The sequence below is a fragment of the Mesorhizobium sp. M7A.F.Ca.US.005.03.2.1 genome, assembly GCF_003997795.1.
GTDB lineage: Bacteria > Pseudomonadota > Alphaproteobacteria > Rhizobiales > Rhizobiaceae > Mesorhizobium > Mesorhizobium ciceri.
In genome coordinates this window covers 1-14,111 of sequence record NZ_RZRP01000061.1, presented here as the reverse complement: position 1 = coordinate 14,111, position 14,111 = coordinate 1, and the positions used below count along the sequence as shown (strand labels likewise).

The window sequence follows — 14,111 nt, the reverse complement described above, 5'->3', positions numbered from 1 at the left end:
GGGTTAAGGAAGGTCGCTCAATCCGTCTCGAAATTGCCGTGCGGAACGACAAGGCGGTATTCAAGGCGGCCAGCCGCGATTTCGAGCGTCGCCGTTCCGTTCAGTGACGCCGGCACGACCCGTTCGAGTGCGACGCTGCCGAAGCGCTTCTCGCTACGCCTGACATCACTGGCGCCGATTGCCTCCGCCCATGTCAGGGACAGGGAGGTTCCCGTGTCGTCGGCGGTCAGGTTGGCTGTAACATTGACGTACCCGCCGGGCCGCGACAGGGCGCCGTAGCTCACCGAATTGACGGCGAGTTCATGCATCGCAAGGCCGATATGCAAGGCAGCGTTGGGATTGAGATAGGGGTTTGCCCCCTGAAACCTCAGGCTGCGAACCGGATCGCCGCCATAGCGGCCAACCTGGCCCGACACGAGTTCGCGAAGTGCTGCACCCCGCCAGTTGGAAGAGGTCACGAGATCCTGGGACGAGGCCAGCGATTGCAGCCGGCCGCGAAAGCGTGTCAGGAAATCGCCGATGCTGTCGGAGTAGCGGCCGGTCTGGGTGGCTATGCTCTGGATGATCGCCAGCAGGTTTTTCGAGCGATGGCTCACCTCTCGCAACAGCGTCGTCAGGGTCTGCTCGCGGCGCTTCTGCTCCGTCGTCTCGACCATCGTGGTGACGACGCCTTGCACGGTGCCACCATCGCCGTGATCGGCATCGATCCACACTTCGAACCAGCGGCTGCCATCCTCGACGGGAACGCTGATCTCGAGACGTTGGGGGTTGCCGGATGCAATGACGTCGCGCTTGGCCGCGCCGATGCGGTCGGCCTGCGCCTCCGGCAGGATGCCGATGCTGTCGGCGGTGTCCGAAACCCAGGGCGCACGCATGTTGCGCGCCCATACGGTTTTCATCTCGCGATCCTGGTAGAGAACGGAAATGCCGGCATTGTGCAACGCGTGAAGAAGAGCACGGCCGAGCTGCATGCCGCTGTCGGCGGGATGGAGGGCGATGACTTCATCGCTTTGCACGGCGTCTTTCCTGTTTCCGGTCCTGGAACCCATCGGCCAATCTGTCCACCCAATTCAGGCTGAACGGCTCATCGTTGAATGGGTTCCAAACAGGTTTCCGGAAAACCCGCCGCCAAAAACGGTCCGCCGGACGGCGTCCTTTGAGGGACACCGCCCGGCGGTGGCTGGAAACCGTTTGAGGGGTGCGGCTTCCAGTGTTCGGCCGTCCGTCCTTACGAAGCCCGTTTGAACAGGCCCGCAAGAAGCGAAATGACCAGGAAGGCGAGGAAGATGAAAAACAATATCTGCGCTATGCCGGCGGAGGTACCGGCGATGCCGCCGAAACCAAGCGCGCCGGCGATGATGGCAACGACGAGAAATACGAGCGCCCAGTAAAGCATGATCCATCTCCTTCGAATGGTGCGATGAAAACGTGGGTGGTTGCGGTTTGTTCCCACCCTTTGCCGAAAAAGACCGTGCTTGCAAATCGTTCGAGCGGAACCGCAGGAATTCACCTCGCCGCCCGGGTGCATCAGGCGGCACGAAGTGACGAATTGATCATCTGGAGAGATTCGGGAGCGAGGCTATCGCCTTGGGTTCGTCAATTCCTCCACTCCCAATTCCCGACTATGCGGCGGCTTTCGCCTGCCGGTCAAAGAACAGTGCCTGGCTGATCAGCGCCTTGACCATGTCGGGATTGAACGGCTTGGTGACCAGGAAGGCCGGTTCCGGTCGTTCACCAGTCAACAGGCGTTCGGGGAAGGCGGTGATGAAGATGACCGGCACCGACGTCGATGACAGGATTTCGTTCACGGCCTCGATGCCGGAACTGCCGTCGGCAAGCTGGATGTCGGCCAGCACCATCTTCGGTCGCGTCTTGCCGAACATCATCACTGCCTCGGCATGGGTGCGCGCCGTTCCAACGACGCGGTGCCCGAGGCTCTCGACCATTTCTTCGATATCCATGGCGATCAGCGGTTCATCCTCGATGATCAGAACGTCGGTTGCCACCTGACGGGATATCTCGTTGCTCGCCTGGGCAAGCAACTCTGAAAACTCCTGATCACCGACGTCAAGGATCTCAGCCGCTTCCTCCTCGCTGAAGCCTTCGACCGCCACGAGCAGGAAGGCCTGACGGGGCCGCGGCGCGATCGCATTCAGATTGGCGGCGGTGCGCTGTTCCCACGCCGATTGCGCCTGTTCCTGTGGAACGCGGATGGCGACCGATGTGAAAAGCTTGGCGAAAACCTTGTACAGCGCGATGCGGTCGCTCGATGCTTCGGGAAATATCTCGATATCGGCGATGATGGCTTCAAGCATCGCAGCGACCAGCGCGTCACCACTCTCTTGCGACCCGGAAACAGCCCGCGAGAAGCGGCGCAGGAAGGGCAGATGTGGTGCGATGGTGGCGGATAAGCTCATGGTAAGACGTCTCCCTCAGAATGACGCGATTGCGTAGCAGGTCAAGCTGACTGCAAGCCGTGATAACGCGGATTTTTTGAAAAAGTTCCACCTCGACGGAACAAAAGCCGGGGAGTGGCGTTTGTGGTGGGGATGGGCAACCAGACGAGGGCGCCGCTTGCGTTGTGTTGAGTACGGTAAGAGCGGCTTGAGCGCTGGGAATACAAGGGCAAAATGAAGGATATGACGAAAGATATTCTGACTGGCGCCGAGAGCAGGCGCCGGAACGGTTCTGGTGACGCTCTTGGGCCGAACTCCGAAATCGGACGCAAACTCAAACAATATTACGACGCGCTGGTCTCCGACGATGTGCCGGATCGCTTTTCCCAGTTGCTTAGCCAACTGGAACAGGCTGAACCCGCACAGAAGAAGGACTGAGGCATGGCCGCGGTCTCACAAGGCTTCAAGACTGATCTGCTTGGGGCAATCCCAAGTCTGCGCGCGTTTGCCGTGTCGCTGACGCAAAATGCCGATAAAGCCGACGACCTCGTCCAGGAAACACTCGTCAAGGCTTGGGACAAGCATGAGAGCTTCCAGCCCGGCACCAATCTCAAGGCCTGGCTTTTCACCATCCTGCGCAACGAGTTCTATTCGCAAATGCGCAAGCGCGGGCGCGAAGTGCAGGACAGCGACGGTATCATGACGGCCAGGCTTGCCGTTCATCCGGCCCAGCACGGTCAACTCGACCTGAAGGACTTTCGCGGGGCGCTGGAGCAGTTGCCGGAGGACCAACGCGAAGCCATCATCCTCATCGGCGCATCTGGTTTCTCCTACGAGGAGGCCGCGGAGATCTGCGGCTGCGCGGTGGGGACGATCAAGAGCCGCGTCAGCCGAGCCCGTACCCGCTTGCAGGAGATCCTGAAAATATCAGGTGAGGACGAGTATGGTCCGGACGCGATTTCGGCCCAGGTAACGAGTTCGCCGGCGAGCTGACCGCGATCGCGTCTCAAGCGCGTCCGCAGGCCGCCGCGACCGCTTGCACCAGGTCTTCGCCTGAGTAGGGTTTGCCAACCAGCCTGACGCCCGGAAACGATGCCTTGATTTCATCGGCATCCGAATAGCCGGACGCAAACACGAAAGGTATGCCTGCCGCGCGCAGCCCGGAAGCGAAATCGATCGTCGAGGCGCCGCCCAGCATCAAGTCGACAATGGCTGCATCGAATCGCGTGGCGACTTCCCGGCCATCGACCTCGGTCAGGTCACGGGCGATCACCACCTCATCGGCGCCATGATCGCGGCAAAGTTGCTCGACATCCATGGCGATGAGAAATTCGTCCTCCAAAACGAGAATCCGCAATCCGTCAAGCAATGTGGGCACAGGCAAAGACTCCTTGAAACGCCGGAGTCATGATCGCTAATTGGCTTGCTGTCATTTAAAAAAGACATGTGGCCAGCGGGCGGAACCTCAATCCTTGCAACGCGTTGAAACGCGGCTCTCCAAGAGCGGCTTTCGAAGGGGGTCGAGCGGGCTTTCGAAGGGGGCGAAATGTCAGTCCAGAACAATAACGCTTTCTCCAGCCGCCAATATCCCTGCGAGAACTGCCCATTGCGGCCGTTGCCGGTTTTCCGCGACTTCGAAAAACAGGAGCTGGCCTTCATCAGCAAATTCAAGAAGGGCGAACTCGCGGTCGACAAGGGCGACACGGTGCTGGTGGAGGGAAGCCATAGCGCCCATCTCTACACCGTGCTCTCCGGCTGGGCGTTTCGCTACAAGCTGCTGCGGGATGGCCGTCGCCAGATCCTCAATTATCTCATGCCCGGCGATCTGATCGGCCTGCAAGGCAGTGTGATGGGCGAGATGCAGCATTCCGTCGAGGCACTCTCACCGATGCTGCTGTGTGTTTTCGAGCGCGAATATCTGCACGAGCTGTACCGCAATCATCCCGGGCTGGCCTACGACATCACTTGGATCGCATCGCGCGAGGAGCGGATGCTGGACGAGAATCTGCTCAGCCTCGGGCGCCGCAGTGCGATCGAGCGCGCCGCCTATCTCATCGCCTTCATCGGCAGCCGGGCCAAGGTCGTCGGACTGAATGGCAGCCAATCCGTCCAGATACCGATCACGCAGCAGCACATTGCCGATACGCTCGGCCTGTCGCTGGTTCACACCAACAAGACGATCCGCAAGCTGATGGATCGCAAGCTGATCGTCTGGCGCGACGGCGGCTGCGCGGTCTCCGACAATGAAGGGCTCAAGCGGCTCGCCGGCTGGGAAGGACTGGGCGAGGCGCGCCGGCCACTAATCTGAGGAAGCGTCTTTTTGCGAAGCCGGCGGATCGGGTGCGCGCCGATGCGTTTTCGGCTACTTTGTCCGCAGTGCCGGAACCATGAGGCGCGCAGCGCGTTTGAAACCGAGCAATCACAAGGAGTTAAGCCATGGCCACTGCCGCAGGAAAGACCGCAACCGACGCCCGTGCAAATGCGGACCTGGAAGCCGACATCAGGCAGTTGAAGGCCGACATCGACAAGCTCACCAAACAACTGGCCAAGACCGGCGAGCATGGCTATGGCACCGCGCGCCGTGCAGCGACAGAAGGGGTCGAGCAGTTGCGCGCGCAGGGCGAAGCAGCCTTTGACAGCTTGCGCAGCAATGCCAAGGACATCGAAGCGCAGATGATGGCAAGCGTGCGTGAAAAGCCGGTGACGTCACTGGCAATCGCCGCTGGCGTCGGCTTCCTTTTCGCGCTCATCGCGCGTCGCTAGTCGCGCTACAGATGGGAATGTTGGCAACCCTGATCTCGGGCCTCGCCTCGGGGGAAACCGTGGCGGCCGTTCATCGGGCGCGCACGGCGGCAATCGTCTATGTGATCGCCATGGCCGCTGCGCTTTGCGGTCTCGGCTTTCTGGTCGGGGCCGCCTATATCTGGACGGCGATGCGCTACGGCTCGCTTGCCGCCGCGCTCGGGTTTGGCGCCGGTTTCCTGGTGCTCGCCGGACTTATCCTGCTGATCTACCGGATATCCGCAGGTTCGCGCGCCCGGCGCCGGGCGCAGCGCCGCAATGCCGACATGAAGGCGATCGGCGTCACCGCCGCACTCGCCGTGCTGCCGAGCCTGCTCAAGGGAAAAGGCGGTCTCGGCGCCATTCTGGGGCCGGCCGTGGCGCTCGCGGCCTACGCCATCTACCGCGAGAATGTGAAATCCGACGATCCGGATGAGAGCGAGCGGACATAGAGCTGTTGGGAGATCACTTCGACAGCTCTTCCAGGGGCATCGATATTTCGGCAAACACGCCTTCCGGCCGGAATTCATGGGTCACTTCGCTGGAAATGACCTTGGCCAGGCTGCGGCGAATGAGGATAGAGCCGAAGCCTTGCCGATCCGGCGGAGCGACTTGCGGCCCGCCGCTTTCGCGCCAGGTCAGCACAAGACGCCGGGCATCCTTCCTGCCTTGCGTCCTCCAGCCGAGGTCGACCCTGCCTGACGGCACCGACAGCGAGCCATATTTCAGCGCGTTGCTGGCGAGTTCATGCAGGATCAGGCCAAGCCCGACGGCCTGGTCGGGCGACAGCAGCAGGTCGTCGCCGGAGATCGTCATGCGCGGCTGCTCGGCCGTTTCGAAAGGTCTGACCTCGATCTGGACGAGTTCACTGATGCCGATGCCACGCCACTCGCGGTCCGACAACAGATTGTGGGCGATGCCCAAGGCCTGAAGCCTGGCGCCGAAGGCCTCGAGGAACTGGCTTGGCTGGCGGGCATGGCGCACGGTCTGGGTTGCCAGCGCCTGGACGGTCGCCAGAGTGTTCTTGACGCGATGGTTGAGTTCACGCAGCAGCAGCCGTTGCCGTTCGTCGCCGAGCTTGCGCTCGGAGATGTCGTAATTGACGCCGAAGATCAATGTCGGCTTGCCGTCGCCGTCACGCTCGATGACACGGCCGCGCGTGGCGAGCCAGCGCGGCGGGTGAAAGCCCTTCACCCGGTATTCGCCGAAATAGTCGTCGCTGCCGGTCAAGGCGTCGCGAAAGCGGGTTTCGGTCTGGTAGACGTCGCGCGGATCGATGGCGGTGAGGATGTCGCGTGCGCGCAGCCGGTTGGAGCGCGGCAGGTTGAACAGCTCCGACATCAATGTGTCGCATTCGATGACATCGGTGCGGATATCCCATGCCCAGCTGGCGAGCGAGGCCGCATCGAGTGCGATGGCGCGTCGTTTTTCCTCGCGCGCAAGTGCGGCCTCGGCGATCGCGCCGCTGCGGGTTGCGTCCTTTAGGGTGAACAGGCTGGCGGCGAGGCCGGCGAGCGCCTTCAACTGGTCGAGCTCGGCTCGGGATGGAAAACCATGCGGCTCGCGGTCGAGCACGCACAGCGTGCCGATGCGGGCACCTGCCACGATCATCGGCGCGCCGGCATAGAAGCGGACATGGTGCTTTCCGGTGACCAGCGGGTTGGTCTTGAAACGGGGGTCCGCCGTTGCATCCACGACCACCATCGGCTCGTCGCCGGCGGCAATCGCATGGGCGCAGAAGGAGACGTTGGTCGCGGTTTCGGTCTCGTCCAGGCCGAAGCAGGATTTGAACCAATGCCGTTCAAGGTCGACGAGTGTGACCAGGGCCATCGGCACCTGCATCACCGCTGCGGCAAGGCTGCTGACGCGGTCGAAATCGGGGTCGGCCGCCGTATCCAGCATCTCCAATCCGTGCAGCACGGCCAGCCGGTCGACATCCATGACTGCTAGCGCAACTTCGGCCGGCAGATCGGGTGCTGTTTGCGTCTTGCCAATCACCCCAATTGCCTCGTCCCGGTCTTCGTCGCCGCATGCTTGCGCTGGTGCAAGGCCAGCACGCTTTTCCGGAACCATCCTAGCGAGGAACCGTTACCCGACCATGATTTGCCGGGCGCGCCAGTTGGTGCCGAATGAGACAGGGATCGAGCATGGCCAAGATCATTCCAGAAAACAAGGCGCGGCAGGGGCGATGGGGCTGGCATGGATTTCGGATCCTGATCGCCGCACTGCTTCTGGTGTTTGCTGCATGGGGCATTGCCGAGATCTATGGTGTGTTGATCAAGGCGCCTAACAGCGATGAACAGCATGTGCCCACACCGCCCAACACCACCGAGCAGGCTCCTGCCGGGTAAAGCCGGCCTGTCCGTTGCGTCGCACCTCATCAGGCGGCTCTCGACTGGGCCGCGCTCGCCGGAACCAATACATTCAGTGCGCCAGGCTGGATCTCGATTACCGTTTCACGGTCAAGCCTGACCAGTTCGCCGTCCATGACGGCGCGAAATTTGCGGCTGCCCGAATGGATTTTCAGCACCGTTCTGTTTGTCTGGTGGATTTCGACATGTTCGTTGTCGCGCCATTTGCCGCGCGCCATGTTGAAGAAGAACTTGACCAGTTCGGCGCGCTGCTTCGCCACCGTGACATAGACACCGAGCACGCCGCCCGCAGGATTGTCGGCATAAGGCAGATGGCCTTCGCCGAATAAGTTGTTGGTGATGCCGATGCCGGTGATGCGTGCCGCCATTTCGGCATCGCCGATGCTGAGCGTCACATTCATCGCAGGTGGATTGTTGATCGTTGCCCAAGCCGCCTTGGCCGAGGCGCGGATCTTTCCCAACCGCGAACCGAACTCCATCTTCTGGCGCAGTTGCACCATCTTCGCGTGCATGCCGATCGAGAACTGGTGCACGAAAGGTTGGCCATTGGCCGTCGCCACATCGACAGCAATGATTTCGCCGTCGGCGAAGGATTTCAGCGCCCCGTCGAGCGACTGCGGAATGCCCAACCCGCGTGCGAACAGGTTCATGGTGCCGGCTGGCAATATGGCAAGCGCCTTCTTCGTGCCCATCAGTCGGGCGGCCGCGGCGGAAATGGTCCCGTCGCCGCCAGCCGCCAGCACGATGTCGACCGAGCGACGCGAAGCGGCGTTGTCCAGCGTCTCCACCACATCCTTGCCGGCGACAATTTCGATGCTGAGCGAGTGGCCTGCCGTTTCCAACGTCTGATGCATCCTGTCGGAGAAAGCAGCGAGGTCGGTGGTGCGCAAAGTGCCGCCGTCCCGGTTCAGCACCGCTGCAAATCTCATGCCCCGCTCCACCAGGTCAGCCTAAAGGCGGCCGGGATATACCCAGCCAACGGCTGAAACGCGGCGTCGACAGAAAGGTTCCTCTTGCCACGGGGTGACTACCCCAGCGGCTCAATAATTTCCGTGGTTTCGTTCCCGGACCGCAGCGCTTTGTCGGAACAACTGACCCGGTCACGACGTTGTGAACCTGTAGATGCCGCGTTCCCCAAGGAAGACGCGGCGCATGAGATCAGGCACGAGGAGAGACTACCATGATCCGCAATCTTTTAGCCACGACGGCGCTCGCAACCTTTGTCGCGACCGGCGCCTATGCGCAGAACGCAACAAATACGGCGCCTGCCACGCCCGCCGTCCAGGAGCCCGCCGCCGCTCCTGTGCCACGCGCAGAGGGCAGCATCGTCACCAACATCATCGGTGAGTCCGTCTACAACGGCACCGGCGACGATGCCGAAAACATCGGCAAGGTCAGCGACGTCGTGTTCGACAAGGATGGGCAGGCGAAATCCGTTGTCATCGACGTCGGCGGTTTTCTGGGTGTCGGCGCCAAAAGCGTTGCTTTCGACTACGGCAAACTGCAGTGGGCCGAAAAGAATGGCGACCGCTGGTTGGTGGCCCAGACGACCAAGGACGAACTGACGGCGCAGGCAGAATTCGATAAAAAGCCTTACAGCCCGACCCCAGCACCTGCGGCATCGACCGACGCAACAGCGCCGGCAGCACCCGCGACGACGGACACAGCGCAAAAGCCTGTCGACATGAACGCCGCTTCGGCAGAACCAGTCAAGCGCGCCGACGGCAATCTCGCCACCAACATCATCGGGGAAAACGTCTACAACGGCACCGGCGATGACGCCCAGAACATCGGCGACGTCAACGACATTGTGCTGACCAAGGATGGCAAGGCGCAGTACTTGGTCATCGGCGTCGGCGGTTTCCTAGGCCTTGGCGCCAAGAACGTCACCTATGACTTCTCGAAGGCGCAGTGGGCCGAGAAGAATGGCGACCGCTGGCTGGTCGCCCAGACCACCAAGGAAGAATTGCAGGCGCAGCCGGATTTCAACCGCAAGGCCTATGACCCTGCGCCGGCAACGACGGCTTCGAATGCGCCGGCAGCAGTCGCGCCCGCCGCAGCCCCTGCCGTCGCTCCGTCCGACAAGACGGCACAGGCTCCGGCGCCCACGACCCCCGATGCCTCGGCTCCGGACCAGACAAAGACCGCAGCCATCGACAAGTCGACGCTGACCGAGATGCCGGTTGGTGAGATTCGCGCCGATGACCTCAAGGGCACGACTGTCTATGGCGCCAACGACGCCAAGGTCGGCGAGATCGGCGATGTCGTGCTTGCGCCCGACAAGAAGGCCGATGCGGTGATCGTCGATGTCGGTGGCTTCCTCGGCATTGGCGAGAAGGAAGTCGCGGTCGGCATGGATAATCTCAAATTCATGACCGACAAGGCGGGCAACAAATACCTGTACACGACCTTCACCAAGGAACAGCTCGAGGCACAAACCGCCTATGACAAGGGCAGCTATGCCGAGAAGCGCGATCAGCAGCGCATGATCGTCAGGTAGTTTCCACCCAGTCGGATACAGGCCCGCGCCGGCAACGATGCGGGCCTGTGTTCATGTGTGGCGTGGAGGCAGGCCAGCGGCATGGCCGACGAGGCCGTTCTCGGTCAATTCGGCCAGTGCCAGCGATTGGTCGAGATGTTCGGCTCGCCAGGCGAGCAGCCGTTCGGCGAATTCCAGACGCACGGCGAGATGGCTGGGGTCGGCCGCGAGATTGTCCAATTCGTCCGGGTCATTTTCCAGATCGAACAGCAGCGGCGGCAGGTTGCCGCCGAAATGCACATATTTGAAACGCTCCGTGCGGATAACGGCGAGATTGCATTGGCGTGAGGCGATGCCGAAATGGCGTTCGGCCTCGCCCGCGGCAACCGAGCGGAAATCGAACTCCCAATGCGCGGCATCGCGCCACGCCGCCGGGGCCTCTCCGCTCAGGAACGGCTTCAGCGACCTGCCGTCGAGATGCGGCGCGGGCTCTTCGCCGAGCAGGTCGAGAAACGTCGGCAAAATGTCGACCGCTTCGGTGAAGCTGTCTACCTTGCCGCCGGCCGCCTTGCCGTGGCGCGGATCGCGGATGATCAGCGGAATGTGGTAGCTGCCGTCGAAATAGCCGCCCTTGCCCAGCATGAAATGGTCGCCCATCATCTCGGCATGGTCCGAGGTCAGCACGATGATGGTGTCGTCCCACGCGCCGGCCGCCTTGACCGCTTGCCAGATGCGGCCGAGCTGGGCGTCGACCTCGGAAATCATGCCGTAATAGATCGCGCGGAGGACGCGAAAATCGTCTTCGCTCCAGTCGCGCACCTTGCCGCTGGCGTCGGGGCGAAATTTCATCTGTTTCTGCCGGCCGAGATCATAGGCTAGATAGGGATGGTTTTCCGCCTCCTCCTGCCAGCTTGCCGCGCGCCGGAAGGCCGGGCCGTCAGCCGGATCGTACATTGTGTTGTAGGGCTCCGGCACTATGAAGGGCGGGTGCGGGCTGATGAAGGAAACATGCGCGAACCACGGCGCGGCGTGCTCCTGTTCGCCAAGCCAACGCGCGAATTCGCCGGTCAGGAAGGCCGCCGGGGTTTGTTGCCCGGAGTAGACGGGCGGCGCGTTGCTGACGGTGGTCCCGACCGCGCCGTCGGCCACCGGGCGATGGATGTCGGGGGATCCGGCGCTGGCGTCGACACCTTGCAGCTCCAGCCAGGATAGCCATTGCTTCTGATGCTCGGGCAGCAACTGGCGCACCGTAAAGCCCGGCAGCACGCCTTCATAGCTTTGCAGCCGCGGATCGCCCGGCGCCAGCAGGCGCGGATCGAGCGACACATCGGTGTAGCCGAACAGCGTCGGATCATAGCCCAGGGCGCGAGCCGAAAGCGCAATGTTGCCGTGGCGAGCGTCGAGCGGCGTGCCATTGCGGCAGACGCGGTTGTTCATCTGGTAGAGGCCGGTGTAGAGGCAGGCGCGGGCGGGCGAGCAGGGCGCCGCGCCGCCATAATGCCGGTTGAACAGCACACCCTCCGCGGCCAAAGCGTCGGCATGCGGCGTCTGCACGACCGGATGACCGGCGGCGGACAGACAATCGCCGCGCCACTGGTCGCATGTGATCAGGAGAATGTTAGGCCGCCTGGCTTTTCCACTCACTCACGATACCTTTGTCCCGGGATGTCGAACGCCGTTTATGGAACCGAATTCTGGCCATGGCGCAAGTCTGACCTGCGAAACAATTGGTGAACGAACCTTGTTCCATCGTTCACTTTTATGACACAGTCCATTCTGTGTTTGCCGCCTTTGCGGAAACTGCCCTGATCCTCATATTGGCGTGGACAGCGGCGAGGGCCGCACATGTACCAAGGGAAGGAGCAAGCTCGACCAGATCAAGGGCCTGCATCACGTCACGTCGATGGCCAGGGATGCCCGCCAGAACAACGATTTCTTCACCAGGAAACTCGGTCAGCGCCGGTCAAGAAGACCGTCAATTTCGACGCGCCCGATGTTTATCACCTTTATTACGGTGACGAGGCCGGTACGCCGGGTTCGGTGATGACCTATTTCCACTTCCCCGACATCGGCAAGGGCCGGCATGGGGTCGGGGAAGTCGGAACCACCGTCTACTCGGTGCCGGAAGGCACGCTTGGCTATTGGGAAAAACGCTTTGCCGATGAGGGCGTCACCGGCCTCTCGCGCGAAGAAACCTTCGGTGAGAAGCGCCTGGCTTTTGCCGGACCGGATGGTGACGGCTTCGCGCTGGTCGAGTGCAAGAGCGACAGCAGAGCACCCTGGGCGAAAGGCGGCGTTCCCACGGATGAGGCGATCCGAGGCTTTCATTCCGTGTCGCTCAGGCTGAAGGATGGCGGCGCCACGGAAGAGCTGCTGAAGTTCATGGGCTATGAGGAAGTCGACAAGTCCGGCAATCTCAGGCGGCTGGCGGTGAAGAACGGCAATGGCGCCGATGTCATCGACATCGAATCGCTGCCGAGCACTGCCTTCGCCGATCTCGGCGCCGGCTCCGTCCATCACGTCGCCTTCGCGGTCGAGAACCGCGCCAGGCAGCTGGAAGTACGCAAGGCGTTGATGGACACCGGCTATGGGGTGACGCCGGTGATCGACCGCGACTACTTCTGGGCGATCTATTTCCGCACACCGGGTGGCGTGCTGTTCGAAGTCGCCACCAACGAGCCGGGTTTCGATCGCGACGAGGATACCGCTCATCTGGGCGAGGCGCTGAAGCTGCCGACGCAGCACCAGCACCTGCGGCCCTATCTCGAACAGCATCTGCAGAAGTTGGAAGGCTGAGGCCATGAGCAAGGACGCTTACATCCACAAGGTGCTGCCCGGTTCGCCGGGCGGTCCATTGCTGTTCGTCTTCCATGGCACGGGAGGCGATGAGAATCAGCTTCTGTCGCTGGGGCGCGATCTCGCGCCCCAGGCAACCATCGTCTCGCCGCGCGGTGATGTGTCGGAACAAGGTGCCGCGCGCTTCTTTCGCCGCGCCGCCGAGGGCATCTACGATATGGACGACCTGGCGCGGGCGACGACCAAGATGGCGGGCTTCGTCAAGGCCCATGTTGAAGCAGCGAAGCCATCGGCCGTGCTCGGTCTCGGCTATTCCAACGGCGCCAATGTCCTGGCCTCGGTGGTGTTCGCGGTTCCAGCGCTGTTCGACGCGTCGGTGCTGATGCATCCGCTGATCCCGTTCGAACCTGAGGTCAAGGGCAGCCTCGCCGGCCGCCATATCCTGGTGACCGCCGGCAAGCGCGATCCGATCTGTCCACCGAACCTGACCACGCGGCTCGAGGCCTATTTGCGTGCCGACGGCGCCGATGTCACAGTGGAATGGCACGATGGCGGGCACGAGGTGCGGCCAAACGAAATCGAGGCGGCACGGCGGTTCTTTGCCGATACTGCCCAAGGAGCATAGCAATGCCTGACCAACTGCCTGAGATCGAACTTGAGGATCGCGGTTCCAAGGGCCGCTATGTCCTGCGTGGACCCGATGGCGCCGAGGCCGAGATGACTTTCACCAAGATCGGTGAGCACCAGATCATCATCGACCACACCGAAGTGCCGGACGTCTTTCGCGGCCAGGGTGCCGGGCTTCGGCTCGTCACCCGCGCCGTCGAGGATGCGCGTGCGGCGGGCAAGAAGATCATCCCGCTCTGCCCGTTCGCCAACGCCCAGTTCCGCCGCCATCAGGAATGGGCCGACGTGCTGAAGCGGTAGGGATTCGTTGCTTGGAAACGGCGCGGCAAGCGGCTGCCATCCCACCGGGGCGGCTTTGGCATTTGCGCGGGTGGCGCATCCTGCCTAAGTAGATAGGATATATCTTAGCCGCGCCGACAAACGAACCGAATGATCCCCCAATGACCGAAACCGATCGCGTTCCCGTCTTCGACGGCCACAACGATACGTTGCTCAGACTCCATCAGTCGAAAGACACGGACGTCGAAAAACTGTTCATCGAGGGGAAATCGGGCGGCCATATCGACCTGCCACGCGCGAAAGCCGGCGGCTTCGCCGGGGGCATGTTCGCCATCTTTCCGCCGCCTGTCGAGAAATCCAGGCGCGGCGCCGTGCCCCTGG

The 14,111-nt window shown here is 62.2% G+C and carries 17 protein-coding genes and 1 pseudogene; 11 read left to right on the top strand and 7 right to left on the bottom strand.

The genetic code is table 11. The features are described 5' to 3' along the window. Nucleotides 1-17: 17 nt before the first annotated feature. From EN991_RS05845 to EN991_RS05835, 3 genes are all read right to left on the bottom strand, one after another. On the bottom strand, nt 18-1,049 hold the full coding sequence (locus EN991_RS05845; RefSeq protein WP_063169141.1) for a sensor histidine kinase: 1,032 nt from the start codon (nt 1,047-1,049) through the stop codon (nt 18-20). Between the two features lie 179 nt (nt 1,050-1,228). Further along, nucleotides 1,229-1,396 (bottom strand): DUF1328 domain-containing protein, encoded by a 168-nt coding sequence (locus tag EN991_RS05840; RefSeq protein ID WP_013529282.1) that lies wholly within the window; start codon nt 1,394-1,396, stop codon nt 1,229-1,231. A gap of 226 nt (nt 1,397-1,622) precedes the next feature. Further along, nucleotides 1,623-2,417 carry a response regulator gene (locus tag EN991_RS05835; protein WP_013529283.1) on the bottom strand — a complete coding sequence of 265 codons (795 nt, stop codon included), beginning with the start codon at nt 2,415-2,417 and terminating at the stop codon, nt 1,623-1,625. Between the two features lie 213 nt (nt 2,418-2,630). Here EN991_RS05835 and EN991_RS05830 point away from each other — a divergent pair, with 213 nt between their 5' ends. Next, entirely contained in the window at nt 2,631-2,834 is a 204-nt protein-coding gene (locus EN991_RS05830; RefSeq protein ID WP_032809255.1) for a NepR family anti-sigma factor, read from the top strand. Nucleotides 2,835-2,837: 3 nt separating this feature from the next. Next, nucleotides 2,838-3,389: an RNA polymerase sigma factor gene (locus EN991_RS05825; protein ID WP_013529285.1), complete on the top strand. Its 552-nt coding sequence runs from the start codon at nt 2,838-2,840 to the stop codon at nt 3,387-3,389. 13 nt (nt 3,390-3,402) lie between these two features. On the opposite strand, the gene EN991_RS05820 is transcribed toward EN991_RS05825, so the two are convergent. Next, entirely contained in the window at nt 3,403-3,774 is a 372-nt protein-coding gene (locus tag EN991_RS05820) for a response regulator (RefSeq protein ID WP_027163154.1), read from the bottom strand. Nucleotides 3,775-3,942: 168 nt separating this feature from the next. Here EN991_RS05820 and EN991_RS05815 point away from each other — a divergent pair, with 168 nt between their 5' ends. The 3 genes from EN991_RS05815 to EN991_RS05805 all read left to right on the top strand — a co-directional run bounded on the left by EN991_RS05815 (nt 3,943) and on the right by EN991_RS05805 (nt 5,629). Next, nucleotides 3,943-4,704 (top strand): Crp/Fnr family transcriptional regulator, encoded by a 762-nt coding sequence (locus tag EN991_RS05815; protein ID WP_063173193.1) that lies wholly within the window; start codon nt 3,943-3,945, stop codon nt 4,702-4,704. 128 nt (nt 4,705-4,832) lie between these two features. Continuing rightward, nucleotides 4,833-5,159 (top strand): DUF883 family protein, encoded by a 327-nt coding sequence (locus EN991_RS05810; RefSeq protein ID WP_013529287.1) that lies wholly within the window; start codon nt 4,833-4,835, stop codon nt 5,157-5,159. Between the two features lie 11 nt (nt 5,160-5,170). After that, a complete protein-coding gene (locus EN991_RS05805; RefSeq protein ID WP_013529288.1) occupies nt 5,171-5,629 on the top strand; it encodes a hypothetical protein in 459 nt (152 codons plus the stop codon). Between the two features lie 13 nt (nt 5,630-5,642). On the opposite strand, the gene EN991_RS05800 is transcribed toward EN991_RS05805, so the two are convergent. After that, a complete protein-coding gene (locus EN991_RS05800; RefSeq protein ID WP_164753653.1) occupies nt 5,643-7,118 on the bottom strand; it encodes an HWE histidine kinase domain-containing protein in 1,476 nt (491 codons plus the stop codon). Between the two features lie 206 nt (nt 7,119-7,324). Between EN991_RS05800 and EN991_RS05795 the strand changes: the two genes are divergently transcribed. Beyond that, entirely contained in the window at nt 7,325-7,528 is a 204-nt protein-coding gene (locus tag EN991_RS05795; protein WP_013529290.1) for a hypothetical protein, read from the top strand. 29 nt (nt 7,529-7,557) lie between these two features. Here the strand turns inward: EN991_RS05795 and EN991_RS05790 are convergent, their stop codons facing one another. After that, nucleotides 7,558-8,478 carry a diacylglycerol kinase family protein gene (locus tag EN991_RS05790; RefSeq protein WP_127368354.1) on the bottom strand — a complete coding sequence of 307 codons (921 nt, stop codon included), beginning with the start codon at nt 8,476-8,478 and terminating at the stop codon, nt 7,558-7,560. A gap of 251 nt (nt 8,479-8,729) precedes the next feature. On the opposite strand from EN991_RS05790, the gene EN991_RS05785 reads away from it, so the two are divergent. Further along, complete coding sequence (locus EN991_RS05785) at nt 8,730-10,049, top strand: PRC-barrel domain-containing protein (protein ID WP_127368353.1); 1,320 nt, start codon at nt 8,730-8,732, stop codon at nt 10,047-10,049. Between the two features lie 51 nt (nt 10,050-10,100). Here the strand turns inward: EN991_RS05785 and EN991_RS05780 are convergent, their stop codons facing one another. Continuing rightward, on the bottom strand, nt 10,101-11,672 hold the full coding sequence (locus EN991_RS05780) for an alkaline phosphatase family protein (RefSeq protein WP_127368352.1): 1,572 nt from the start codon (nt 11,670-11,672) through the stop codon (nt 10,101-10,103). A 259-nt stretch (nt 11,673-11,931) separates the two neighbouring features. On the opposite strand from EN991_RS05780, the pseudogene EN991_RS05775 reads away from it, so the two are divergent. From EN991_RS05775 to EN991_RS05760, 4 genes and pseudogenes are all read left to right on the top strand, one after another. Then, nucleotides 11,932-12,824, top strand: a pseudogene (locus tag EN991_RS05775) (VOC family protein). Between the two features lie 4 nt (nt 12,825-12,828). Then, entirely contained in the window at nt 12,829-13,449 is a 621-nt protein-coding gene (locus EN991_RS05770; RefSeq protein WP_027163149.1) for an alpha/beta hydrolase, read from the top strand. A 2-nt stretch (nt 13,450-13,451) separates the two neighbouring features. Further along, complete coding sequence (locus EN991_RS05765; RefSeq protein ID WP_013529296.1) at nt 13,452-13,751, top strand: GNAT family N-acetyltransferase; 300 nt, start codon at nt 13,452-13,454, stop codon at nt 13,749-13,751. Nucleotides 13,752-13,891: 140 nt separating this feature from the next. After that, on the top strand, nt 13,892-14,111 hold a 220-nt coding region (locus EN991_RS05760; protein ID WP_206519169.1), incomplete at its 3' end, for a membrane dipeptidase.